This window comes from Aeromonas sp. FDAARGOS 1408 (assembly GCF_019048665.1).
Lineage (GTDB): Bacteria > Pseudomonadota > Gammaproteobacteria > Enterobacterales > Aeromonadaceae > Aeromonas > Aeromonas dhakensis.
The window spans coordinates 2,519,531-2,541,189 of sequence record NZ_CP077394.1 but is presented as its reverse complement, the minus strand read 5'-3'; the positions used below and the strand labels follow the sequence as shown (position 1 = coordinate 2,541,189).

Below are 21,659 nucleotides of genomic sequence, written 5' to 3'. Positions count from 1 at the left end.
TTGTGCTGCGGGGCAGCCTGTCGTCGTAACGGGGAAGGTCAGGCCTTGATGCCGATGGAGCGGGTACCGGAGCGGGTATTGCCCTTGGCGTCATAGGTCAGGGAGTTGCGATCCCGCAGCTTGCTCAGGTAGCTTGCCAGCCGGCGGTTGGAGACGATGCTGAGCTCGAGCAGGCGCCCGTTCAGATCGTTCTGTTCCTGGCAGGCATCGAGTTTTTCACGCAGTACCCGCATCTGCTCGGGATAGGCATTCAGTTGCTGTTTCAGGTCGGGCAGCAGGGCCATGGCCTTGTCCAGCTCTTCAATATCGGCAAGCAGCTTCTGCTTGCGCTCTGCCAGCTCGGGCAGCGCCAGTGCCTGGTGCTGCTTGAGCAGGTTGAACTCCTCCTCCAGCAAGCCCTGCATCTGGGAGAGGTAGTCGTCTTGGGTGTGCAGCAGCGAAGGTAAATCCATCATCCCAGCAACTTGTCGAGGTTGGATTCAAAACTGAACATCTTCTTGGCCACAGCTTCGCTGTCGACCCGATATTCACCATTGGCCACGGCTTTCTTCAGGCTCTCGACCCGGCTTTCATTGCCGGTGGAGGCTGAGTTGAGGTTCTTCTGCATCTGTTGCAATTGCTGCGCCTCGCTGGTCAGAGAGACGGAGTCGGTCTTGACGGCCGCCGCACGGTTGTCGGAGGACGAGGTCGCTGGTTTGGTGCTGGCACCCTGGCTGCTACCGGTATTTTGCAACCGATTGTTCGCCAAGTTGTTGATATTGTTAATAGCCATAGTGTTTACCTTCGCCTGCTTTGCTGTTCGCTTACCTGTTTATCGGTGGCTGCCGTCATAACTTTAGAAAAAAAGTGATCCGAAAATACTCAGAAGGTGACCACCACGGAGCCAACTGCGTTGACTTTTCCCTGCACCGTTTTGCCTGACCGGATATTGACGAGCCTGATCATGTCTCCGAAGCTGCCATCTTGCAAGGCTCGGGCCATGGTTTTGATTTGCATGCTGCTATTTTCTGCGCTGAGGGTCACCTGGTCACCCTTGCAGACGACGCAGACCTGGCTGAGCCGGATAGGCTGGCCCGGCTTGAGTTCCCGTTTGCTGCGAACGCCGATGAGGGCCGTGGTATCGCTGAGATAGTCGCCGCGGATCAGGGTCTGATCCTGGTAGGCCTGTGTCAGCACGCTCTCGCTGAGGATGTCGCCCTTGGCCACCGGCGTGGAGACGGTCACATACGGCTTCTGTATGCTGATCCGCACCGGCAGGTAGAGATCCCAGGGTTTCTCCTCCTCACATTTGAGGTAGACGGTGGTATTGCGGCGGATCTCCATCTTGGCGGGCAGGGTGATGGACAGATGCTCTTCGCAGCGACTCAGGGGCAGACGTTCATCGATGGAAGCGGCCTGCACCTGTGCCTGGGCGTCGAGGGGGACATCGAGCTGGCCGAGCACAAATTCCTGCGCCTTTTCTTGCAAGTAACTGGTCACCTCGGATGCCGTGGCGTGAGAAATGCCGCAAAACAGCAGTAAGGTGAGGAAAAGTCTACTAATCATTTTCGCTCGCAGGCCGATAAGTTGTTCACGTATATCACCATATTTAACTATGCTTGCTTCAGAATTCGTTCGTAGTGACATCGACAGTCTGACGCAAGCCAACACGCATGCATGATTAATGCCAAGCGTTTTTAGGGAGTGTTTATGGCCAGTATCCTGGACTCGGTCAACCAACGTACCCAGCTGGTGGGGCAAAACCGGCTGGAATTGTTGTTGTTTCGTCTCAACGGACGTCAAAGATTTGGCATCAACGTATTCAAGGTTCGTGAAGTGTTGCAGTGTCCTCCCTTGACCGTCATGCCCAAGTTAAACTCCTGCATTCGCGGGGTGGCCCACATTCGTGGCCAGACGATCTCCGTCATCGATCTGAGCATGGCGATGGGCAAGCGTCCTATCGAGGATCTGACCAAGTGTTTCATCATCATTTCTGAATACAACCGCTCCATTCAGGGTTTTCTGGTGCACTCGGTGGAGCGCATCATCAACATGAACTGGGAGTCCATTCTGCCCCCGCCGAAAGGGGCGGGGCGCATCAACTACATGACGGCCGTCACCGAGGTGGATGGGGAGCTGGTCGAGATCCTGGACGTGGAGCGCATCCTCAACGAGATTTCGCCGGTGTCGACCGAAGTGAGTCAGGAACTGGTGGAGGCCAGCGTAGAACACCCGACCCTGGGACGTCCGGTGCTGGTGGCCGATGACTCTTCCGTGGCCCGCAAGCAGGTGCAGCGCGCCCTCGAAGCCATCGGGGTACAGTGCGTGCTGGCCAAGGATGGACGCGAAGCGCTCAACATGTTGCTGGAGATGTCCAAAAACGGTCCCATCAAGGATCAGATCGCCCTGGTGATTTCGGACATCGAGATGCCGGAGATGGATGGATATACTTTCACGGCAGAGATCCGCAACAATCCCAATCTCAAGGACTTACATGTTATTCTGCACACATCCCTCAGTGGGGTGTTCAATCAGGCCATGGTGCAGAAAGTTGGTGCGAACAATTTCATTGCCAAATTCCAGCCGGATGAATTGGCCAAGGCCGTACAAGGCGCACTCTAATCAAGAAGAACAAACTGCATGAAGACACTTTCGGACGACTTATACAAACAATTCAGCAATTTTCTGGCGGTACAGAGCGGAATCGTGCTGGGTGACAACAAACAGTATCTGGTCAAGAGTCGGCTTTCACCCTTGATGACTCAGTTTGGTATTGAGAGTCTGTCTGATCTGGTTACTCGAGCGATGAGTGTGCGTGAGCGTGACCTGAAAATGGCAGTGGTTGATGCCATGACCACCAACGAGACCCTTTGGTTTCGCGATACCTATCCCTTCCAGCTGCTGACCGACAAGATCTTTCCCGAACTGGGCAAGAGCGGTCGGCCCATCAAGATCTGGTCTGCGGCCTCTTCCTCCGGACAGGAGCCCTATTCTATCGCCATGACGGCGCTGGAACAGCAGATGAAGAAGCCCGGCACCTTGCCAGGTGGCGTCCAGATCGTGGGAACGGACATCTCGACCACCATGCTCAATCAGTGCAAGGAGGGGGTATACGACAGCCTGGCACTGGCCCGTGGTTTGTCGCCCGAGCGCAAGAAGCTGTTCTTCGAACCCTATGGCGACAACAAGATGCGGGTGGTGGAGCGTGTCAGAAAATTGACCACTTTCCGGCCCTTGAACCTGCTGGAGAGCTACAGCCTGCTTGGCAAGTTTGATATCATCTTCTGTCGCAACGTACTCATCTACTTTGCCCCGGAAGTGAAGTCCAAGATCCTCAACCAGTTTGCAGCCAGCCTCAATCCCGGCGGCTACCTGATGTTGGGGGCTTCCGAGTCGCTGGCCGGTTTGACCGACAGGTTCGAGATGATCCGCTGCAACCCCGGCATCGTCTACAAGGTTAAATGATCCCCGCTTAAATCCCTCTTTGGCACACCTCTTGCTAATAATTTCTCAAGCAGGAGGTGTGCTATGGCAATTTCATTCGACAAGGCATTTGGTATCCATCAATACACGCTGAGCGTTCGCTCCAAGCGTGCCGAGGTGTTGTCCAGCAACATTGCCAACGCGGATACCCCTGGCTTCAAGGCCAGAGACATCAACTTCTCGCAAGCATTGGAAGAGGCCCAGCAACATCAGGGCTTCGGCCTTGCCACGACCAGCGAGAAGCACTTTGCCTTGCAGATGGATGCGCCCGGCGTGACGCAGTACCGCAATCCCCTGCAGCCGGATACCGGTGATGGCAACACGGTGGACGTGCAGCAGGAGCGTAGCGAGTTCTTGCGCAACAGCCTTGAATACCAGACCTCCCTTGAATTTATGAACAGCAAGATCAGTGGCCTGCTGAAGGCCTTGAAAGGAGAACAGTGATGAGTTTGTTCAAGGTCTTTGACATTGCAGGCTCGGCCATGAGTGCACAGTCTGTTCGACTCAACACGGTAGCCAGCAACATGGCCAACGCCGACAGCGTGAGCTCCAGCGTGGAAAAAACTTACCATGCCAGGCGGCCAATCTTTGCCGCCCAGCTGGATCAGGCCATGTCGGACAAGCAGGCGTCGGCCGGGGTTGAAGTGAAGGGCATTGTCGAGAGCGATGCCCCTCTGCTCAAGGAGTACAACCCCAACCACCCCATGGCAGACAAGGATGGCTTCATCTTCAAGCCAAACGTCAACATGGTGGAAGAGATGGCGGACATGATCAACGCCTCGCGTAGCTATCAAACCAACGTGCAGGTGGCCGATTCTGCCAAGAAGATGCTGCAGCAGACGCTCAACCTCGGCAAGTCCTGACAGGGGGACGCATAAATGGCAGATACAACCAGTGGTGTGAACGGTATTGGCTATACCTCCACCCAGACCACGGGCACGACCACCACTCCGAAGAAGGAGCTGGATCAGGAGTCGTTCCTGAAGCTGCTGACCATGCAGCTCTCCTATCAGGATCCGTTCAAACCGGTGGACAACGCCCAGATGCTTTCCCAGATGACGTCCATGTCGACGTCCCAGGGGATCAGCAGCCTGTCGAACCAGATTGGCAGCCTCAATACCTTGATGACCTCCAGCCAGGCGCTGCAGGCGTCGGCACTAGTGGGGCAAAACGTCTTGCTGCAGAGCAACGTCGGCTACCTGGAAAAAGATGGTTCTTTGCCGGGTGTGGTCGCAGTGGGCACAGAAAACAAGTATTCCAACGTCAAGATCACCATCGAAGACGAGAGCGGACAGGTCATCAAGGAGTTTCCGCTGGAAGGTGACCAGAAGGGCAACGTCGAGATTGTATGGGATGGCAAGGACAAGAACGGAAACCCGGCCAAAGAGGGCAAATACACCCTCAAGGCCAACGGTACCGTGGACGGGAAGTCGGAGAGTGTGCCGATCTTTGCCTACGGCAAGGTCGACAGCGTGATCCTGGGTTCGGCAAGCAATCCGACCCAGCTCAATTTGAAAGGCCTCGGTACAACAAGCTTGAACAGTATCTTGCAGATTGCAGGTACGGTGAAAACACCATCAACCACCACGCCAACAGCATCGATCTAAGGAGCTGGATATGTCATTTAACAATGCCTTGAGCGGTGTCAACGCGGCACAAAAAGATCTGAACGTTACCGCCAACAACATTGCCAACGTCAATACCACGGGCTTTAAAGAGTCTCGTGCCGAGTTTGCGGACGTTTACGCCAACTCCATCTTCGTCAATGCCAAGACCCAGGTCGGCAACGGTGTGGCAACGGGGGCGGTGGCGCAGCAGTTCCATCAGGGGGCGCTGCAATTCACCAACAACGCCCTTGATTTGTCCATCCAGGGCAACGGCTTCTTCGTGACGTCGGACGGTCTGACCAACCTGGACCGTACCTTTACCCGGGCTGGTGCCTTCAAGCTGAATGAAAACAGCTATATGGTCAACAATCAGGGCAACTATCTGCAAGGTTATGAAATCAACACGGATGGGACACCCAAGGCGGTCAGCATCAACGCCACCAAGCCGATTCAAATTCCGGATCGGGCGGGCGAGCCCAAAATGACCGAGCTGGTGGAGGCCAGTTTCAACCTGAGTATCGAGTCGAAAACCAAACCGACGTCACCCGCCGCGTTTGATCACACCAACTCCGCCACCTTTGCCCACTCAACTTCCGTGACGATATATGATTCGCTGGGGGCCCCCCATGTGATCACCAAGTATTTTGTCCGCCACGAGGATCCGGCTGCCCCGGGAACGCCGCTGACCCCAGGTACCTGGAGCATGTACATGTATGAGGGGGACAAGCCCATCGACATCGCTGGTGGTTCACCCAGCCCGGCCGCAGGCGTCCCCACCGGCGTCCAGATGACCTTTACCTCCGGCGGCAAACTGGATACAGCGCTGACCGTTCCGGCAGATCCGATCAAAACCGTCACGCTTGGTACTGCGGCCGGGATTATCACCAACGGTGCCGATCCCACCCAGACACTGGAGATCCGTCTCGGTGACGTGACGCAATACAGCTCGCCTTTCAACGTCACCAAGCTGACCCAGGATGGCGCCACTGTCGGTAATCTGACCAAGGTGGAGATCACGCCGGACGGCATTGTGTCGGCGACCTACAGCAATGCGACTACTTTGAAGGTTGCCATGGTGGCACTTGCCAAGTTCGCCAATTCGCAAGGATTGACCCAGGTTGGCGATACCTCCTGGCGCCAGTCTCTGCTCTCTGGCGATGCGCTGCCAGGCACCCCCAATTCGGGCACCCTGGGCAGCATCAAATCCTCTGCGCTGGAGCAATCCAACGTGGATTTGACCTCCCAGCTGGTCAACCTCATCACGGCGCAGCGCAACTTCCAGGCCAACTCCCGTTCGCTGGAAGTGAACAGCTCCCTGCAGCAGACCATACTGCAGATCCGTTAAGTCTGGTTGCATGCACGACAGGGGGCGCTTCGGCGCCCCTTTTTATTGCCTGTTGTTGCGGGTGATTGCGGCGGTAACTGACAAGCTTGATGGGGATTGGCATTCAAATTGCAGTTCCTCTGTCAGAGTCATCAGTTTGACGGAGGATCCCATGGATCACCTGCTATACATCGCCATGTCCGGGGCCAAGGAGAGCATGAACAGCCTGGCTGTTCGAAGCAACAACCTGGCCAACGCCAACACCACCGGCTTCAAGTCTGACTTCGAGCAGGCGCGCAGCATGCAGGCGTTTGGCGAAGGGCTGCCCACCCGGGTGTTCGCCATGGCGGAGCGGCCGGGACAGAACCTGCAGCACGGCATGCTGATGACCACGGGTCGGGATCTTGACGTTGCCGTCGACGGTCCGGGCTGGATTGCGGTGCAGGATCCCAAGGGCGGTGAAGCCTATACCCGCATGGGCAACCTGCAGCTCAGTGCCACCGGCAATCTGCAGACCTCCACCGGCCTGAACGTGGTGGACGACGGCGGTCAGCCCATCGTGCTGCCGCTGCCGATGGAGAAAATCGAAATCAACCGGGACGGCACCATCAGCGGCCGGCCGGAGGGGGCCGCCCCCAACCTGCCGGAGGAGTACCAGCGCATCAAGCTGGTCAACCCGGCGGCCGATGCGGTGGAGAAGGGGCAGGATGGCCTGTTCCGTCGCAAGGATGGCCAGAATGAAGCTGCGTCGGCCAATGTGGGCCTCATCGCCGGCTCCCTCGAGGGGAGCAACGTCAACGTGGTTGATGAAATGACCAACCTTATTCGCTTGCAACGTCAGTTCGAAACCCAGGTCAAAATCATGAAGACCGCGGAAGAGAATGACGAGGCCCAAACCCAGCTGCTGCGTATCAGCTAACCAAGGAGTTTTACATGAACCCTGCACTCTGGATCAGCAAGACCGGGTTGGATGCACAGCAGACCAATATCTCGGTTACCTCGAACAACCTGGCGAACGCCAGCACCGTGGGTTACAAAAAATCCCGGGCCATCTTCGAGGATCTGCTCTATCAAAACATCAATCAGCCGGGCGGTCGCTCGTCGGCCGACACCGAGCTTCCCTCCGGCCTGATGCTGGGGGCGGGTGCCAAGGTGGTGGCCACTCAGAAGAACCACAGCCAGGGCAACGTGCAGACCACCGACAACTCGCTGGATCTGATGATAAGCGGCCGCGGCTACTTCGAGATCCAGCTGCCGGACGGCAGCGCCGCCTATACCCGCAACGGCCAGTTCACCCTCAACGATGAAGGGACCATAGTCACGCCGGGCAACGGCTATCCGTTGCAGCCGGAAATCCAGATCCCCGAAAACGCCCAGAGCGTCACCATAGGGGAAGATGGGCAGGTCTCGGTACAGCTCAAGGGGGATGGCGCCTCCCAGGTCATCGGCCAGATCAATACCAGCGACTTCGTCAATGCCTCCGGCTTGCAGCCGATGGGGGAGAACATGTTCGTCGAGACCCAGTCCAGCGGTGCCCCGATTCAGGGGGTGGCCGGCACGGACGGGCTTGGGGTGATCAAGCAGGGGATGCTGGAGACCTCCAACGTCAACGTGACCGAAGAGCTGGTCAACCTGATCCAGGCCCAGCGGGTGTACGAGATGAACTCCAAGGTTCTCTCGGCGGTGGACGGCATGATGTCCTTCCTGATCCAGCGCACATAAGTAGGAGGCGCACCATGAAAGCCATATGGATGCTGGGACTGATGGTGTTGGGGGGCTGCAGCAGCACCCCCAATACCCCCAAGCCTGATGATCCCGAGTTTGCCCCCGTTTACGGGGAGTCGGAGCCGGTCTCGGTCAGACCGACCGGGGCGATTTTCCAGCCCGATCAGGTCAACGGCATCTACTCGGACATCAAGGCGCACAAGGTGGGTGACATCATCACCATCGAGCTGGCCGAGTCCACCTCCGCCTCCAAGAAGGCCAATACCCAGAGCGGCAAGGACAACAAGCTGACGATGAACACGGCGATGCTGGGTGGTGTGCCGGTAACGGCAGGCCCCTATGATCTGTCTGCCTCCCTTGGCCAGAATGGCGCTTTCAAGGGACAGGCCAAGGCGGATCAGAGCAACAGCCTGCAGGGCAACATCTCCGTCAGCGTGGCCAAGGTACTGCCCAACGGCAACCTGCTGGTGCGCGGCGAGAAGTGGATCATGCTCAACAACGGCAATGAATATATCCGGATCACCGGCATGATCCGCCCCGAGGACGTGACCACGGACAACAGCGTCTCCTCCCAGAAGGTGGCCAATGCCCGCATCCATTACGGTGGTACCGGCGATCTGGCCAACAGCCAGGAACAGGGGTGGCTCACCAGCTTTTTCAATGGTCCCTGGTGGCCGCTCTAGGAGGTGTTATGAAGTCGCTCCGTCTTGTTGCCCTGTTTTGCTGCCTGTTGCCCCTGGGGATGGCTCATGCCTCCCGGATCAAGGACATCAGCTCGGTGGAAGGGGTGCGCAGCAACCAGCTGATCGGCTACGGCCTGGTGGTGGGTCTGCCCGGCACGGGTGAGAAGAGCAACGCCTTCACCGAGCAGACGTTTCGCACCATGCTGAACAACTTCGGCATCAAGGTGCCGGACAACATCAAGCCCAAGATCAAGGACGTGGCGCCGGTGGCCATCCATGCCGATCTGCCCCCTTTTTCCAAACCGGGGCAGACCATAGATGTGACCGTATCGGCCATCGGTGAGGCCAAGAGCCTGCGCGGCGGCACCCTGCTGCAAAGCTTCCTGAAAGGGCTGGATGGCCGGGTCTATGCCGTAGCGCAGGGCAGCCTGGTGGTTGGCGGGCTGGGGGCCGAGGGGGCTGACGGCTCCAAGGTGGTGGTCAATACGCCCACCGTCGGCCGCATCGCCAACGGGGCCACCGTGGAGCGGGAGGTTCCGAACTCCTTCAGCCAGGGGGATACCATCACCTTCAACCTGAATCGTCCCGACTTCACCACGGCGCGCCGGCTGGCCGACGTGGTCAATGATCTGGTCGGCCCCAACACCGCGCAGGCGCTCGATGCCACCTCGGTCAAGGTCTATGCACCGCGGGATCCGGGCCAGCGGGTCTCCTATCTCGCCACCATCGAGAACCTGGAGGTGGATCCGGCCACCGAGGCGGCCAAGATCATCGTCAACTCCCGTACCGGCACCATCGTCATCGGCAGCCAGGTGCGGCTCAAGCCGGCGGCCATCAGCCATGGCGGCTTGACGGTCACCATCGCGGAGAATCAGCAGGTGTCCCAGCCCAATCCGCTCTCGGGTGGCCAGACGGCGGTGACCAACAACTCCACCATCAATGTGCAGCAGGAGCAGGGGCGCATGTTCAAGCTGGATACCGGGGCGACCCTGGATGATCTGGTGCGGGCGGTGAACCAGGTCGGGGTGGCACCCGGCGACCTGATGGCTATCCTGGAGGCGCTGCAGCAGGCTGGCGCCATCGAAGGCCAGCTGGTCATACTGTAATCAACAAGCGGCAAGGGGTTGCCACGGGCGGCAATGAGGTAAGCAAAATGGCAGAGTTAGATAACAACGGCGGCGTGAATCTGGGCATGGTACAGGACATCCAGAACCTGGATCGCCTGCGCCAGTTGAGCCAGAGCAAGGAGGGGAAAGCGGATGCGCTGATGGCCGCCTCCCGCCAGTTCGAGTCCATTTTTACCCAGACCCTGTTCCAGAGCATGCGCCAGGCCAACCAGGTACTGACCCAGGACAGCCCTTTCAACAGCAGCTACACCCAGTTCTACGAAGGGATGCTGGATGAGCAGCGGGTCGCCGACATGTCGAGCAAGGGGGGGATAGGCCTGGCCGCCATGGTGGCCAAGCAGCTCTCGCCGGAGACCTTTACCCATCACGACGGGCGGGTGCTCAAGATGCCCCAGCGCACCGAGCGGGTCTACAAACCCTATCAGCCGCCCACCTCCGCCGCCAACGATCTCATCTCTGCCTCAAAAGTTGGCAAAGATTTTGCTGAGAAAGAGATGCAAGGGGATGCCCAGCCTCAGACAGCGCTGCATCGTACCCACCGAACCGTACCGCCCATGGGGCCGGCGGCAGAGGCACACGGCATGCGCAGTCACAAGGCGCTGGACGATACCGCACAGGTGTTCGACTCCCCTGAAGAGTTTGTCGACCGGCTGATGCCGCTGGCCAAGAAGGCGGCCGCCAAGCTGGGGTTGAGCCCGGCGGTGCTGGTGGCGCAGGCCGCGCTGGAAAGTGGCTGGGGCAAACGGGTGATCAAGAACGGGGAGGGGCAGGTGACCCACAACCTGTTCGGCATCAAGGCTGACCCGCGCTGGGAAGGGCCCAAGACGGTGGTCAGCACCCTGGAATACGAGAAAGGAGTGGCATCGCGCCAGAAGGCCGCGTTTCGCTCTTACGAGTCGTTCGAAGAGAGCTTCAACGACTATGTCGATTTCCTGACATCGGGCTCCCGCTACAAGGGGGCACTGGCCAAGGTGGACAGTCCGGATCGCTATTTCGAAGCCTTGCAACAGGCCGGATACGCCACCGACCCGCACTATGCCAGGAAACTGAAACAGGTATTGCGCAGTGACGCCATTGCCGGCTACTCCGCGACCAACACGACAGAAATGGAGCTGTAAGTCATGGCAAGCGATCTGCTTGGAATTGGTACCTCGGGTGTGATGGCCCAGCAGCGGCTGCTGCAGACCACCAGTAACAACATCGTCAACGTCAATAGCCAGGGCTATGTGCGTGAACGTACCCTGATCTATACCAATGCCAACGGACTCGGCACCGGAGACATGCTGACCGAGCGGGTCATCAACGCCTATGCCCAAGGGGAGGTCAGACGCGATACCTCGGCCTTCTATGCCTCTTCCACCCGTTATCAGCAACTCGCCAACACCGACACCCTGCTGGGGGACACCAGCAACAGCGTCGGTGCCGCCATCAGCTCCTATTTCGAAGGATTCCATACCGCCAACGAAGCACCCGCCGACATCTCGGGCCGCAAGACCACCCTGAGCGGGCTGAGTGGCATGGTGAACCGCTTTCATACCCTGTCGGCCCAGCTGGACAAGCAGACCGACACCATCAACACCACCATCGGTGACGAAGCCAAGCGAGTGAACAGCCTGATCAACAGCATCAACGATCTGAACCAGGCTATCATTCGCACCCAGGGCACGCCGGAAGAGAACCTGATGCTGTTCGATCAGCGGGACGAGGCCATTCGCCAGCTCTCCGAGAAGATGGAGATCCGCACCGTGCCGCAGGACAACGGCAGCATGCTGGTCAACATGAGCACCGGCCACTCCCTGGTGCTCAACGGCAGCGTTGCCCAGCTCAATGTGGTGCCGGGCAATCCCGATGCCCGTGAGTCCGAGTTGCAGCTGGTCATGGATCCCAACAAGGTCGCCCTCAATGACAAGGACATAGGCGGCGGGATAGGGGGGCTCTTCTCTGCCCGCAACGATCTGGAGCCGGCCAAGCGCGAGCTGGGTCAGCTGGCGGCCGCCATGGCGGATACCATGAACCAGCAAAACCGGTTGGGGATGGATCTGGACAACGAGCTGGGGGGGGATCTCTTCTCTCTCGGCACGAGCGATGGCCTGCCCTACAGCCAGAATACCGGAAACGCTACCGCCAAGGTGAGCTTCGTGCCCGGCAAGGGGACGGAAGTGACCACCTTCGACTACGAGGTGCAGTTCAGCAGTGCCACCGGCTACGAGGTGTTTTCGGTGGACAAGGATGGCAACCGCACCTCGCTGGCCACCGGCACCACGCCACCCGCCACCGTGCAGGTGGCGGGGCACGGCATCCAGTTCGATCTCTCCGGCACGCCGGCGGCGGGGGATAAGATCTTGCTGCAACCCACCAAGCGGGCGGCAGCCGGGCTGGACCAGCTGGTGACCCGGGCCGAAGATCTGGCGCTGGCGTCGCCGCTCAAGGCGGATAAAGGCAAGAACAACTTCGGTTCGGGCGAGATCAAGCTCACTGGCATCACCAATACCGGCGCCGGTTCCGGCTTTGGCACCAACAGCCTGGATCCGGCCTCACCTCAGGTGGTGAAGATAGATGGCAGCGGCAACTATCAGGTCTATGCCGCGGACGGTACCACCCTGATCGGGGTTGCCCCCGCCGCCAGCAAGGGGCAGAACCTGATGGCGGCCCTAGAGAATCCGCTCGGTGGCCCCAAGGTGTATGCCACTCCGACCCAGACCCCGGGTTATGAGTTCAGCATCACCGGCAAGGTGGAAGCCAATGACAGCTTCACCCTGAGCTACAACACCGACGGCTTTGCCGACAATGCCAACGGCCTGGCGCTGGCCGAACTGCAGAACAAGGATCTGGTGCGCAAGAGCAGCAACGCCGGTACCAGCAACGACAAGATGACCTTCAACGAGGCCTACTCCAGCCTGGTGACCGGGGTGGGCAACACCACCAGCCAGGCCAAGAGCCAGCTCAAGGCCGATGAAACGAAATTGACCCAGAGCAGGGGGATTTTCGAGAGTGTCTCCGGCGTCAGTCTGGAGGAGGAGGCGGCCAACCTGATCCGCTATCAGCAGTCCTATGCCGCCTCCGCCCAGATCGTCAGCACTGCCAAGACCATCTTCGACACCCTGCTGTCATCAGTGAGGTAACCCGATGCGTATCACCACCAACATGGTCTATGACCGCAACATCTCCTCGCTGAACAGTGCCAACGAGCGGCTGAGTACGGCCTACGAGCAGCTGATGACGGGGGAGAAGTTCAAGTCGGCGGGGGAGGACCCTTCCGGCATGAGCCAGAAGCTGGCGCTGACCAAGGAGATCGATCTCTTCAAGCAGTACGGGGTCAACGGCAGCCTGCTGGAAAACAGCCTGGGCCACGAGGAGACGGTGCTGACCGCCCTCAACACCGCCATGACCAGTGCCCAGACCCTGATCCAGAAGGCGAACGACTCGGCGGTGGGGTACGAGGATCGCCAGGCTATTGCCAGCGAGCTGGAGGGGCTGCAAAAGCAGATGTTCGACCTGATGAACAGCAAGAACTCCCAGGGCGAATATATCTTCGGCGGCAATCAGAGCAAGACCCAGCCCTTCATTCAGGATGCCAGCGGCAACTACATCTTTCAGGGGGATACTGGCCAGCGCAAGATCCAGGTGTCACCGACGGTGCAGATTGCCGCCAACGATTCGGGCTTCAACCTGTTCGAAATCGTGCCGACCCGTCGTACCAGCAGTGCGGGGAGCGCCAATATTCAGGTCGGGGTGGCCGATCAGGGCCACTTCGACAGTTTTTACCGCAACAATTACGACCCTTCGCTCGCCAGCAACCAGTACACGGTGAACACCATCGCCGGCACGCCGGATACCTACGAGATCCGGGATGGCGGCGGTACCCTGCTGCAAAGCGGCGACTATGTGGCGGGCAACAAGATCCCCTTCAACGGGCTGGAGCTGACCCTGTCGCTGCCGGCGGGGGGCGCGGCGCAGAACTTCGTGCTGGATCCGCCCCAGAACAACAACATCCTGGATGGCATGTCCGATTTCATCACGGCGCTGCGGGATCCCAACATCACGCCGGATACCTTCCAGCTGAAGGTGGCGGATGCCACCGCCCACATGAAGAATGCCCGTCTGAACGTGGATCAGGGGCTGGGGGAGATCGGCGGGCGCATGAACGGGCTGGAGCAGGTGATGGGTTCGAACGAGGGCTTGAGTACCCTCAACCAGCAGGCGAGGGCCAAGGTCTCCGAAGCGGATCTCTATGAGGTGATCGCCACCCTGTCGAAAGAGGATGCAGCCCTGAGCGCCACCCAGCTCTCCTTCAGCAAGATCAGCAAGTTGACCCTGTTCGACTACATCCGCTGAGCTTTTTTCATCGCTTGCGGCCCTGGCTGGCCGCAAGCGATGGTTGCCGTTCCAGTCCCTTTTTTCCGCTTTTTTATCCTCATTCAACTCCCCTTGCCAACCAATTGTAACAAGCTGTTGCCATGGGCCATTTAGCCCCTTGCCCCGGGTTGACTCCTATTGAGCGTTCGATAATCATGCTGCCCGCACAACAGAGGGTTGTGCGACTATTTGCAGCATCTCGTTAGGCGAGGCTCCTGTATAAACACAGGCCACTGATCTCACGACGTCCAGAGACGCCCAAGATCAGGACAGTTTTCATCGGATTAAGGTGTAAACCCAAGTGGCTTCCGGCATGCCGGATACGTTATGCAGTGCTAAAGCTGGTACGTGGGGATGATGACACGCCGAACGGCGTCATTTCCTGCCTATTACTCGTCAATCAAATTGCTGTTTTCTTTCAGACGGCGACGGATCACCGTTCGCGCTCAGTCTTGCCTGAAATCACATGAGGTCATTTGTGATGAAGAAAACACAGACACTACTCAATCGTCACCAACTGCTCGATCTGGCCGCCCTGCAGGGCTGGCTGGAGCACAATCTGGACCCGGTGCAGCGCGCCGATCAACTGCTGACCCTGCGTCCGGAAGAGCTCAACTGCATCTTCGATACCCTGCCCATCAACGAGGGGGCTGCACTGCTCGGCTCGCTGTCGGCGGAGTGTGCCGGCCGGCTGCTGATGCGACTGCATGTCAGCATCGTCAGCCTGTTGCAGGGGGCCATGCCCCGTCGCGACATGCTGGCCATTCTGCGCCGGTTGGGAAGCAGTGATCGCACCATGCTGCTTGCCCGCTTCCCGGAGCAGGTACAGTCCACCTTCTACTCCCTGCTCGACTGGCCGACCGAATCGGTGGGCGCCAACATGCGCCACGAGTTTCTGGCCATCGGCGATCAGGAGACGGTGGGCAGTGCCAAGCAGCTGATCCACGATGCCTGGGACAACGCCCAGCTGTTCCAGAACCTCTATGTGGTCAACAACGACAAACGCCTGCTCGGCAGCATCTCGCTCAAATCCCTGCTGATTGCCGACCCGCAACTGCCGGTGAGCGAGCTGATGGACCGGGAGGTGGTGCGCATCAACGCTCGGGCGGATCAGGAGCTGGCCGCTCGCCTGCTGATCGATCGCGACCTCTCGACCTTGCCGGTCGAGGATCAGGGCAAGCTGGTGGGTATCTTCCACGTGGACGATGCCGCCGACATCCTGGAGCTCGAATCCACCGAGGATGCCGAGATGCAGGGGGGCTCCTCGCCGCTCGATACCCCCTATCTGCAGGCAACTCCCTGGCAGCTGTGGCGCAAGCGGGTAGGCTGGCTGCTGATCCTGTTCGTGGCCGAAGCCTATACAGGTACCGTGCTGCGGGCCTTTGAAGAGCAGTTGGAAGCCGCCATCGCGCTGGCCTTCTTCATTCCGCTCCTGATCGGCACCGGCGGCAACAGCGGCACCCAGATCACCACCACGATCGTGCGTGCCATGGCGGTCGGGGAGGTGAGCCTGCGCAACCTCGGCACCGTGCTGAAAAAAGAGATCTCCACCGGTCTGCTCATCTCGGCGGCCATTGCCCTGGCGGCCTGGGTGCGGGCCTGGAGCCTGGGGGTTGGTCCCCAGATCGGCATGGTAGTGACTCTGACCATCATCGCCATCGTGCTGTGGAGCGCCACCGTCGCCTCTGTGATCCCCATGGTGCTGCGTCGTTTCCGCATCGACCCGGCGGTGGTGTCTGCCCCCTTCATCGCCACCCTGGTGGACGGCACCGGTCTCATCATCTACTTCGAGATCGCCAAGCTGTTGCTGCCCGAGCTGCAGTAAGTCGCCATCTGAGAAAACGCAAAAGGCAGCCCATGGGCTGCCTTTTTTGCATCCGTCGCCCGCGCTCAGCCGAGCTGGAACAGCAGCGGCCAGCCCTGCTCCTGGCAATAGCGGTGCTCCTTCTCCAGATTCTGCATCAGCAATTTGTTCTCCTCGCACCAGTCGAGCGGCAAGGTCACCACCAGCTGATCGCCTTGCGCCGCGACCTTCCACTCGGGCAGCAGGTTGTCCTGACGCCTGTGGTGGGCGGCCACCGCGAGGCGCAGGATGCGGATGCAGCGCAGCACCGTCTGCTCGTCGTGGTTGGGCAGGGCGGGTAGCTCGGAGAGTTTGAGCCCCTTGCGCTGGAAGCGCACCAGGGCCGCCAGCAGGGCCTGATCGTCCTGGTTGAAGCCGGGCAGATCGGTGTGCTGCAGGATATAGGCGGAGTGGCGGTGGATGCCGCTGTAGTTGATGGCAAGGCCAATCTCGTGCAGCCGCGCCGCCCAGCCGAGGATGGCGCGATAGGGCTCTACCGGCAGTTGCCATGGCACCTGCAGGGCATCAAACAGGGTCAGCACGCTCTGTTCCACCCGGGCGGCTTGCTTTCGGTCCAGCCGGTAGTGGGTGCCGAGGGCCTGGGCGGTGCGCTCGCGAATGTCGTGGTGCTGCAGCCGCTCCTCGAACTCATACAGCAAGCCTTCGCGCAGGGCTCCGTCGGAGTACTCCATCCGTTCGATGGGCAGGGAGGTGAAGAGCCCGATCAGGATGGCGACCGCGGCGGCAAACACCTCCTGGCGCTCTTCGGTGAGGCCGGCCAGTTTGAGATCGCCGACCCGCTTGTGGGCCAGCATCTCCCGTTTGAGCTGCTCCAGCCCGGCGAGCGTGATGCTGCCGTCGGTCCAGCCCTCACCCTGCAGGACATCGCGCACGGTGCGGATCGAGCCCGAACTGCCGAGGCAGCTCTGCCAGCCCAGCTTGCGGTACTGGTTGATGATGGGGGCGAGCTGGTGCTGGGCCTCCAGCACGGCGCCGTTGAAGGCTTTTTCGCCGAGCTTGCCGTTGGCAAAGAAGCTCTGGGTGAAGCTGACGCAGCCCATCTTGCGGCTGGTGAGCGCCTTGTGTTCGAACCCCTCGCCGATGATGAGCTCGGTGCTGCCGCCGCCGATGTCCACTACCAGCACCTGTCCCTCGATGTGCTGGGTATGGGCGACCCCCTGATAGATGAGACGCGCCTCCTCCTGGCCGCTGATGATCTCGATGGGGTGGTTGAGCACCTTGGCCGCCTCGCTCACAAACTCGCGGGCATTGCTGGCGCGGCGCAACGTGTAGGTGCCGGCGATGCGGATCTGATCCGGATTGATGTTGGTGAGCCGCTCGGCAAAGATCGACAGGCAGGCGAGGCCGCGGGCCATCGCCTCCGGGCTCATCCGCTTGTGGGCATCCATCCCTTCGGCCAGACGCACCCGCTCCTTGATGCGATCGACGATGCGAAAGCGCCCCTCGCTGAGATGGGCGATCACCATGTGAAAGCTGTTCGAGCCGAGATCGACGGCGGCGTACAGGCTATTGTCCATTGTTTGACTCTATGCGTTTGAGGTAGTCGTAAATCGCGACCTGGGAGCGAATTTTGCGGCGGTTGCCCCGCTTCACGTATTCGTTCTTCTGGTCGGCATCGATGACCCGTGCCTTGCAGGTGTCACTCAGTTGTAGCTCGAGAATATCCAGGATGCGCTGCTTGAGGCGCTCGTCGTAGATGGGGGTGCCCACCTCGATGCGACCGTCAATGTTGCGGCTCATCCAGTCGGCGCTGGAGATATAGAGCTGGGGGTTGCCCCGGTTGTGGAACACCATCACCCGCGGATGTTCGAGGAAGCGGTCGATGATGCTGATGACCCGGATGTTGTCGCTAAGACCCGGCACCCCGGGGCGCAGGGCGCACATGCCGCGGATGATCATCTGGATGGGCACCCCGGCCTGGCCGGCGGCGTAGAGCCGGTTGATGAGATCCCTGTCCACCAGGTTGTTGATCTTGAGGGTGATGCCGCTTGGCTGCCCCGCCTTGGCGTTGGTGAGCTCGTTGTCGATGAGCCGATAGAGCTGGCGCCGGCTGTTGATGGGGGAGACCAGCAGGTGGTTGAACTTGTAGCGCCGGTAGGGGTACTCGATGTATTCGAACACGCTCTCCACCTCGGCGGTGATGTCCGGGTGGCGGGTCAGCAGGGAGAAGTCGGTGTAGATCTTGGCGGTCTTCTCGTTGAAGTTGCCGGTGCCGATGTGGGCATAGCGCACCGCTTCGCCATGTTCGTGGCGGGTGATGAGGCAGAGCTTGGAGTGGATCTTGAGGCTTGGCACCCCGAACACCACCTTGACCCCCGCATTGGTCAGGATATTGGCCCAGTCGATGTTGGCCGCCTCGTCGAAGCGGGCGCGCAGCTCTACCACCACGGTCACCTTCTTGCCGTTGTTGGCGGCATCGATCAGGGAGTGGATGATGCGCGACTTCTTGGCCACCCGGTAGATATTGATGCGAATGGCGCTCACCGCCGGATCGAAGGCCGCCTGGCGCACCAGCTCGGTGAAGTGGTGGAACTTGTGGTACGGGTAGTAGAGCAGTATGTCCTGCTTGGTGATGGCGTCGAAGGCGTTGACGAAACCGTCGAAGTCGCGGCAATCGAGCGCCGGCAGCTTGGGGTTCTCCAGATAGTCCCGACCCACGTTGGGGAAGCCGATGAAATCCTTGAAGTTGTGGTAGCGCCCGCCCGGCATGATGGCGTCGTAGGAGCTGATCTGCAGCTTGAGCTTCAAGAAGCTTATCATGGCCGCCGGCATCTCCCGCTCGTAGACGAAGCGCACCGGCATGGCGGTGAGGCGCTGTTTCAAGCCATCACTCATCTTGTCCACCAGGCTGAGGTCGAGCTGGTCGGAGAGGTCATACTCGGCATCCCGGGTCAGCTTGACCGCGTAGGCGGCAATCTCGTCGTAATCGAAGAAGCCCTTGAAGATCTCGTCCAGACAGAAGCGGATGACGTTGTCCAGGATGATGATCTGCTTCTTGCGGCGGGTGCCCTCCGGCGGCAGCTGGAAGAAGCGGGGCAGATCGTCGGTCGGCACCTCCACCAGGGCGTACTGGATCACCTGGCCGTTCTTCTTCATCTCGATGGCCAGGTAGGTGTACTCGTCTTTCAGGAATTTGACCGGGTTGACCTCCTTGTTGAGCAGGATCGGGATGATGTGGCGCAGCACCTTCTCCTTGAAGAAGACCCGCAGCCACTGCTGGATGGATTCGGAGAGCTGGTTCTCGTTGACCAGAAAGATGTTGTGGCGGGCCAGCGCGATCAGCAGCTCCTTGTAGGTGTTGTCGAACGCCTCGCCGAGCGCCATCACCTTCTGCTGGATGGCCCGCAGCAACACCTTGGCCTCGTCGTCGCCGCCGTGCACCTCGTTGATCAGGATGCGGCGCTTGACGTCCGACACCCGTACCTTGAAGAACTCGTCCTGGTTGGAGGAGAAGATCCCCAGAAAACGGACCCGCTCGATGAGCGGGACCGTCTTGTCCATCGCCTCTTGCAACACCCGTTCATTGAATGAGAGCCAACTCAGCTCCTTCTCTTCATACTGCTTGTCGGTGCTCATGTGATGCCTCTGTGGTCAGGTCGCGTCTGCGCGGCAGTTATGGCGTGGAAATATGACAGATTGATGACCATCCGCTCAGTCGATGAAGGCCTGGTCGATGTCGACCACCAGATCGTCGGAGAGGGACTCCAGCGCACTGATGAGATCCCCCAGTTCGAGCCGGGGCGGCAGCGCCACCAGGGCGTGGGCGTAGAAGAGCGGGGCGCCGGAATGGGGGGCGGGCTCGCAGCCGGTGGTGAGGTCGGCCACGTTGACGTTGAGCTGGCGCAAGATGCTGGCCACCTCGTGGACGATGCCGGCCCGGTCGTTGCCGGTGACGCTGACCATCACCTGCCGCTCCGGCTCCTGGCTGAGCTGGCCTTCGGCGAAGCTGACGGTGAGGCCGGGCAGCATCGCCAGCGCCTCGCACAGGCTGCGGTAGTGCTCGTCAGGCACGCTCACGTGCAGGATGCCGGCAAACTGTCCCGCCAGCTCGCTCATGGAGCTGGCCAGCCAGTTGCCCTGCTGGTGGCTGATGACGTCCGCCAGACTCTCGACGATACCGGGCTTGTCTGCGCCGATTACGGTCACGACCAATTGCTTTTGCATCCTGCTCTCCTTGGAATTGGGTTTCTCCAGCATTGTGCCTGCTGTCACAGGCCATATGAAGCCCCGCCGGCAGCAAAAATGGCGAAAAAGCGCGGCGAAGAGGGGGCTGACGCCATTTCTGCACTGCCTGCGCCCGCAGCTGCGTGGTAGAGTGATGCCCCTGTTTTGTATTGTGAAACTAGCTGGCTCTGGTGAGCGGGATGTGCGCGTATGAATAGCCTTGTCGTATCGGGATTGGTGTTGTTGGTGCTGCTTCTGCTGGCGATCTTCTGGAGCAGGGGCAAGAAGGGCAAGGCGCTGCCCTATGAGCTGCAGGAGACCCTGTTCAGCCCGGCGGAGCGCTCCTTCCTCGGTGTGCTGGATCTGGCGGTGGGCGACCAGGCTCGGGTCTTTGCCAAGGTGCGGGTGGCCGATGTGCTGACGCCGGAGGCGGGGATGGGCAAGAGCAAGTGGCAGCAGGCTTTCAACAAGATCAGCGCCAAGCACGTGGACTATCTGCTCTGCCACCCCTCGGATCTCTCCTTCATCTGCGCCATCGAGCTCGATGACAGCTCCCACCGCCATCAGAAGCGCAAGGCGCGGGATAGCTTCCTCAAGGCCGCCTTTGACAGTGCCGGTCTGCCGCTGCTGCAGATCCCGGCTAGCAGCCACTATCAGGTCGAGGAGCTGCGCGAACAGATCCTGCCGCTGCTGAACCGCAGCACGGATCTGCCGCAAGAGGATCTGCTGCCGGGCGAGCGCCGCGAACCCACCTTCAGCCCTCTGCAGCTGGACAGGGTCGAGGTGGAAGAGCCCCACCATGGTGGCCGAGCCCCGGCTGTGGCCCCCATCAAGGCCATCGTATCGCCACGCAGTGCGCCGCTGCCGGCGGCCGACGCCGAGCTGGTGGACAATCTGTTTGCCGAGGTGGAAGAGGACGAAGACGAGGCTCCCCATCAAGTGCCGCACTGCCCCCGTTGCGATGCGCCGTTGGTGGAGCGGGAAGCCAAGAAGGGACCCCATGCCGGCCGCCTGTTCCTGGCCTGCAGCCGCTTCCCCGAGTGCCGTTACGCCGCGCCCCACACTCACGCCCGCCATTGACCATCCTGCCTGCTTGCGGCCCGCTACGGGCCGCAAGCAGGCGCTCTCGCTCCTGTTCCTCTCATCCTCTTGTTTGCCTGCGGCCTGCCCGCGTTACCCCAAAAAAAGTGTCGACAAAATTTATCTTGTGGCGCCGTTGGGTCGATAAACTTAGGTGAAATGCGACAAATTTTGACAATGCGTCGGAATTTTGGCACTTTGTGCATCCTGCATAAAGTGCGTGGTTTGACCACATAAGCACAATAAAACAATAAGTTACGTCGAGAA

The 21,659-nt window shown here is 59.9% G+C and carries 21 protein-coding genes and 1 riboswitch; of the genes, 15 read left to right on the top strand and 6 right to left on the bottom strand.

Going from position 1 to position 21,659, the window contains the following annotated elements:
• Window positions 1-38: 38 nt before the first annotated feature.
• The 3 genes from I6L38_RS11680 to flgA form a co-directional block, all read right to left on the bottom strand.
• The gene (locus tag I6L38_RS11680; RefSeq protein WP_010633463.1) at window positions 39-455 is read right to left on the bottom strand and encodes a flagella synthesis protein FlgN; all 417 of its coding nucleotides are present in this window, start codon (window positions 453-455) and stop codon (window positions 39-41) included.
• Window positions 452-772 (bottom strand): flagellar biosynthesis anti-sigma factor FlgM, encoded by a 321-nt coding sequence (gene flgM / locus I6L38_RS11675; RefSeq protein WP_005302771.1) that lies wholly within the window; start codon window positions 770-772, stop codon window positions 452-454. The genes I6L38_RS11680 and flgM overlap by 4 nt, the downstream gene beginning before the upstream one ends.
• An 89-nt stretch (window positions 773-861) precedes the next feature.
• On the bottom strand, window positions 862-1,467 hold the full coding sequence (gene flgA / locus I6L38_RS11670) for a flagellar basal body P-ring formation chaperone FlgA (protein WP_010633464.1): 606 nt from the start codon (window positions 1,465-1,467) through the stop codon (window positions 862-864).
• Window positions 1,468-1,689: 222 nt separating this feature from the next.
• Here flgA and I6L38_RS11665 point away from each other — a divergent pair, with 222 nt between their 5' ends.
• From I6L38_RS11665 to mgtE, 14 genes are all read left to right on the top strand, one after another.
• Window positions 1,690-2,601 carry a chemotaxis protein CheV gene (locus I6L38_RS11665; protein ID WP_005302769.1) on the top strand — a complete coding sequence of 304 codons (912 nt, stop codon included), beginning with the start codon at window positions 1,690-1,692 and terminating at the stop codon, window positions 2,599-2,601.
• A gap of 18 nt (window positions 2,602-2,619) precedes the next feature.
• Window positions 2,620-3,444: a protein-glutamate O-methyltransferase CheR gene (locus I6L38_RS11660; RefSeq protein ID WP_095592404.1), complete on the top strand. Its 825-nt coding sequence runs from the start codon at window positions 2,620-2,622 to the stop codon at window positions 3,442-3,444.
• Window positions 3,445-3,507: 63 nt separating this feature from the next.
• A complete protein-coding gene (gene flgB / locus I6L38_RS11655) occupies window positions 3,508-3,906 on the top strand; it encodes a flagellar basal body rod protein FlgB (protein ID WP_005302767.1) in 399 nt (132 codons plus the stop codon).
• Complete coding sequence (gene flgC / locus I6L38_RS11650) at window positions 3,906-4,325, top strand: flagellar basal body rod protein FlgC (RefSeq protein ID WP_005302766.1); 420 nt, start codon at window positions 3,906-3,908, stop codon at window positions 4,323-4,325. Before flgB ends, flgC begins: the two co-directional genes overlap by 1 nt.
• Window positions 4,326-4,340: 15 nt before the next feature.
• Window positions 4,341-5,069 (top strand): flagellar hook assembly protein FlgD, encoded by a 729-nt coding sequence (locus I6L38_RS11645; protein ID WP_005302765.1) that lies wholly within the window; start codon window positions 4,341-4,343, stop codon window positions 5,067-5,069.
• Between the two features lie 10 nt (window positions 5,070-5,079).
• A complete protein-coding gene (gene flgE / locus I6L38_RS11640) occupies window positions 5,080-6,414 on the top strand; it encodes a flagellar hook protein FlgE (RefSeq protein ID WP_005302764.1) in 1,335 nt (444 codons plus the stop codon).
• A 151-nt stretch (window positions 6,415-6,565) separates the two neighbouring features.
• Window positions 6,566-7,312 carry a flagellar basal-body rod protein FlgF gene (gene flgF / locus I6L38_RS11635; protein WP_005302763.1) on the top strand — a complete coding sequence of 249 codons (747 nt, stop codon included), beginning with the start codon at window positions 6,566-6,568 and terminating at the stop codon, window positions 7,310-7,312.
• Window positions 7,313-7,326: 14 nt separating this feature from the next.
• On the top strand, window positions 7,327-8,115 hold the full coding sequence (flgG, locus tag I6L38_RS11630) for a flagellar basal-body rod protein FlgG (protein WP_005302762.1): 789 nt from the start codon (window positions 7,327-7,329) through the stop codon (window positions 8,113-8,115).
• A gap of 14 nt (window positions 8,116-8,129) precedes the next feature.
• Window positions 8,130-8,801: a flagellar basal body L-ring protein FlgH gene (gene flgH, locus I6L38_RS11625; RefSeq protein ID WP_005302761.1), complete on the top strand. Its 672-nt coding sequence runs from the start codon at window positions 8,130-8,132 to the stop codon at window positions 8,799-8,801.
• An 8-nt stretch (window positions 8,802-8,809) separates the two neighbouring features.
• Window positions 8,810-9,907 (top strand): flagellar basal body P-ring protein FlgI, encoded by a 1,098-nt coding sequence (locus I6L38_RS11620; protein ID WP_010633466.1) that lies wholly within the window; start codon window positions 8,810-8,812, stop codon window positions 9,905-9,907.
• A 47-nt stretch (window positions 9,908-9,954) separates the two neighbouring features.
• Entirely contained in the window at window positions 9,955-11,046 is a 1,092-nt protein-coding gene (flgJ, locus tag I6L38_RS11615; protein WP_201883810.1) for a flagellar assembly peptidoglycan hydrolase FlgJ, read from the top strand.
• A gap of 3 nt (window positions 11,047-11,049) precedes the next feature.
• Window positions 11,050-13,050 carry a flagellar basal body rod C-terminal domain-containing protein gene (locus I6L38_RS11610; RefSeq protein WP_216988498.1) on the top strand — a complete coding sequence of 667 codons (2,001 nt, stop codon included), beginning with the start codon at window positions 11,050-11,052 and terminating at the stop codon, window positions 13,048-13,050.
• 4 nt (window positions 13,051-13,054) lie between these two features.
• Complete coding sequence (gene flgL / locus I6L38_RS11605) at window positions 13,055-14,263, top strand: flagellar hook-associated protein FlgL (RefSeq protein ID WP_017782329.1); 1,209 nt, start codon at window positions 13,055-13,057, stop codon at window positions 14,261-14,263.
• Window positions 14,264-14,475: 212 nt separating this feature from the next.
• Window positions 14,476-14,645, top strand: a riboswitch (M-box (ykoK) riboswitch).
• Window positions 14,646-14,765: 120 nt separating this feature from the next.
• Window positions 14,766-16,109 carry a magnesium transporter gene (gene mgtE, locus I6L38_RS11600; protein ID WP_005302756.1) on the top strand — a complete coding sequence of 448 codons (1,344 nt, stop codon included), beginning with the start codon at window positions 14,766-14,768 and terminating at the stop codon, window positions 16,107-16,109.
• A gap of 65 nt (window positions 16,110-16,174) precedes the next feature.
• Here mgtE and ppx read toward each other — a convergent pair whose 3' ends face one another.
• The 3 genes from ppx to I6L38_RS11585 all read right to left on the bottom strand — a co-directional run bounded on the left by ppx (window position 16,175) and on the right by I6L38_RS11585 (window position 20,312).
• Complete coding sequence (gene ppx / locus I6L38_RS11595) at window positions 16,175-17,665, bottom strand: exopolyphosphatase (RefSeq protein WP_139397919.1); 1,491 nt, start codon at window positions 17,663-17,665, stop codon at window positions 16,175-16,177.
• Window positions 17,655-19,724 (bottom strand): polyphosphate kinase 1, encoded by a 2,070-nt coding sequence (gene ppk1 / locus I6L38_RS11590; protein WP_005302754.1) that lies wholly within the window; start codon window positions 19,722-19,724, stop codon window positions 17,655-17,657. The genes ppx and ppk1 overlap by 11 nt, the downstream gene beginning before the upstream one ends.
• 75 nt (window positions 19,725-19,799) lie before the next feature.
• Window positions 19,800-20,312, bottom strand: a complete 513-nt coding sequence (locus I6L38_RS11585; protein ID WP_005302753.1) for a glycine cleavage system protein R — start codon at window positions 20,310-20,312, stop codon at window positions 19,800-19,802.
• 210 nt (window positions 20,313-20,522) lie between these two features.
• Between I6L38_RS11585 and I6L38_RS11580 the strand changes: the two genes are divergently transcribed.
• A complete protein-coding gene (locus I6L38_RS11580) occupies window positions 20,523-21,392 on the top strand; it encodes a DUF2726 domain-containing protein (protein WP_041203635.1) in 870 nt (289 codons plus the stop codon).
• The last annotated feature ends 267 nt before the right edge of the window (window positions 21,393-21,659 follow it).

Excerpts from the sequence above, each read along its gene's own strand:
- I6L38_RS11680 (WP_010633463.1), bottom strand. The coding sequence starts at position 455 with ATGATGGATTTACCTTCGCTGCTGCACACCCAAGACGACTACCTCTCC.
- flgM (WP_005302771.1), bottom strand. The coding sequence starts at position 772 with ATGGCTATTAACAATATCAACAACTTGGCGAACAATCGGTTGCAAAAT.
- I6L38_RS11665 (WP_005302769.1), top strand. The coding sequence starts at position 1,690 with ATGGCCAGTATCCTGGACTCGGTCAACCAACGTACCCAGCTGGTGGGG.
- I6L38_RS11660 (WP_095592404.1), top strand. The coding sequence starts at position 2,620 with ATGAAGACACTTTCGGACGACTTATACAAACAATTCAGCAATTTTCTG.
- flgB (WP_005302767.1), top strand. The coding sequence starts at position 3,508 with ATGGCAATTTCATTCGACAAGGCATTTGGTATCCATCAATACACGCTG.
- flgC (WP_005302766.1), top strand. The coding sequence starts at position 3,906 with ATGAGTTTGTTCAAGGTCTTTGACATTGCAGGCTCGGCCATGAGTGCA.
- I6L38_RS11645 (WP_005302765.1), top strand. The coding sequence starts at position 4,341 with ATGGCAGATACAACCAGTGGTGTGAACGGTATTGGCTATACCTCCACC.
- flgE (WP_005302764.1), top strand. The coding sequence starts at position 5,080 with ATGTCATTTAACAATGCCTTGAGCGGTGTCAACGCGGCACAAAAAGAT.
- flgF (WP_005302763.1), top strand. The coding sequence starts at position 6,566 with ATGGATCACCTGCTATACATCGCCATGTCCGGGGCCAAGGAGAGCATG.
- flgG (WP_005302762.1), top strand. The coding sequence starts at position 7,327 with ATGAACCCTGCACTCTGGATCAGCAAGACCGGGTTGGATGCACAGCAG.
- flgH (WP_005302761.1), top strand. The coding sequence starts at position 8,130 with ATGAAAGCCATATGGATGCTGGGACTGATGGTGTTGGGGGGCTGCAGC.
- I6L38_RS11620 (WP_010633466.1), top strand. The coding sequence starts at position 8,810 with ATGAAGTCGCTCCGTCTTGTTGCCCTGTTTTGCTGCCTGTTGCCCCTG.
- flgJ (WP_201883810.1), top strand. The coding sequence starts at position 9,955 with ATGGCAGAGTTAGATAACAACGGCGGCGTGAATCTGGGCATGGTACAG.
- I6L38_RS11610 (WP_216988498.1), top strand. The coding sequence starts at position 11,050 with ATGGCAAGCGATCTGCTTGGAATTGGTACCTCGGGTGTGATGGCCCAG.
- flgL (WP_017782329.1), top strand. The coding sequence starts at position 13,055 with ATGCGTATCACCACCAACATGGTCTATGACCGCAACATCTCCTCGCTG.
- mgtE (WP_005302756.1), top strand. The coding sequence starts at position 14,766 with ATGAAGAAAACACAGACACTACTCAATCGTCACCAACTGCTCGATCTG.
- ppx (WP_139397919.1), bottom strand. The coding sequence starts at position 17,665 with ATGGACAATAGCCTGTACGCCGCCGTCGATCTCGGCTCGAACAGCTTT.
- ppk1 (WP_005302754.1), bottom strand. The coding sequence starts at position 19,724 with ATGAGCACCGACAAGCAGTATGAAGAGAAGGAGCTGAGTTGGCTCTCA.
- I6L38_RS11585 (WP_005302753.1), bottom strand. The coding sequence starts at position 20,312 with ATGCAAAAGCAATTGGTCGTGACCGTAATCGGCGCAGACAAGCCCGGT.
- I6L38_RS11580 (WP_041203635.1), top strand. The coding sequence starts at position 20,523 with ATGAATAGCCTTGTCGTATCGGGATTGGTGTTGTTGGTGCTGCTTCTG.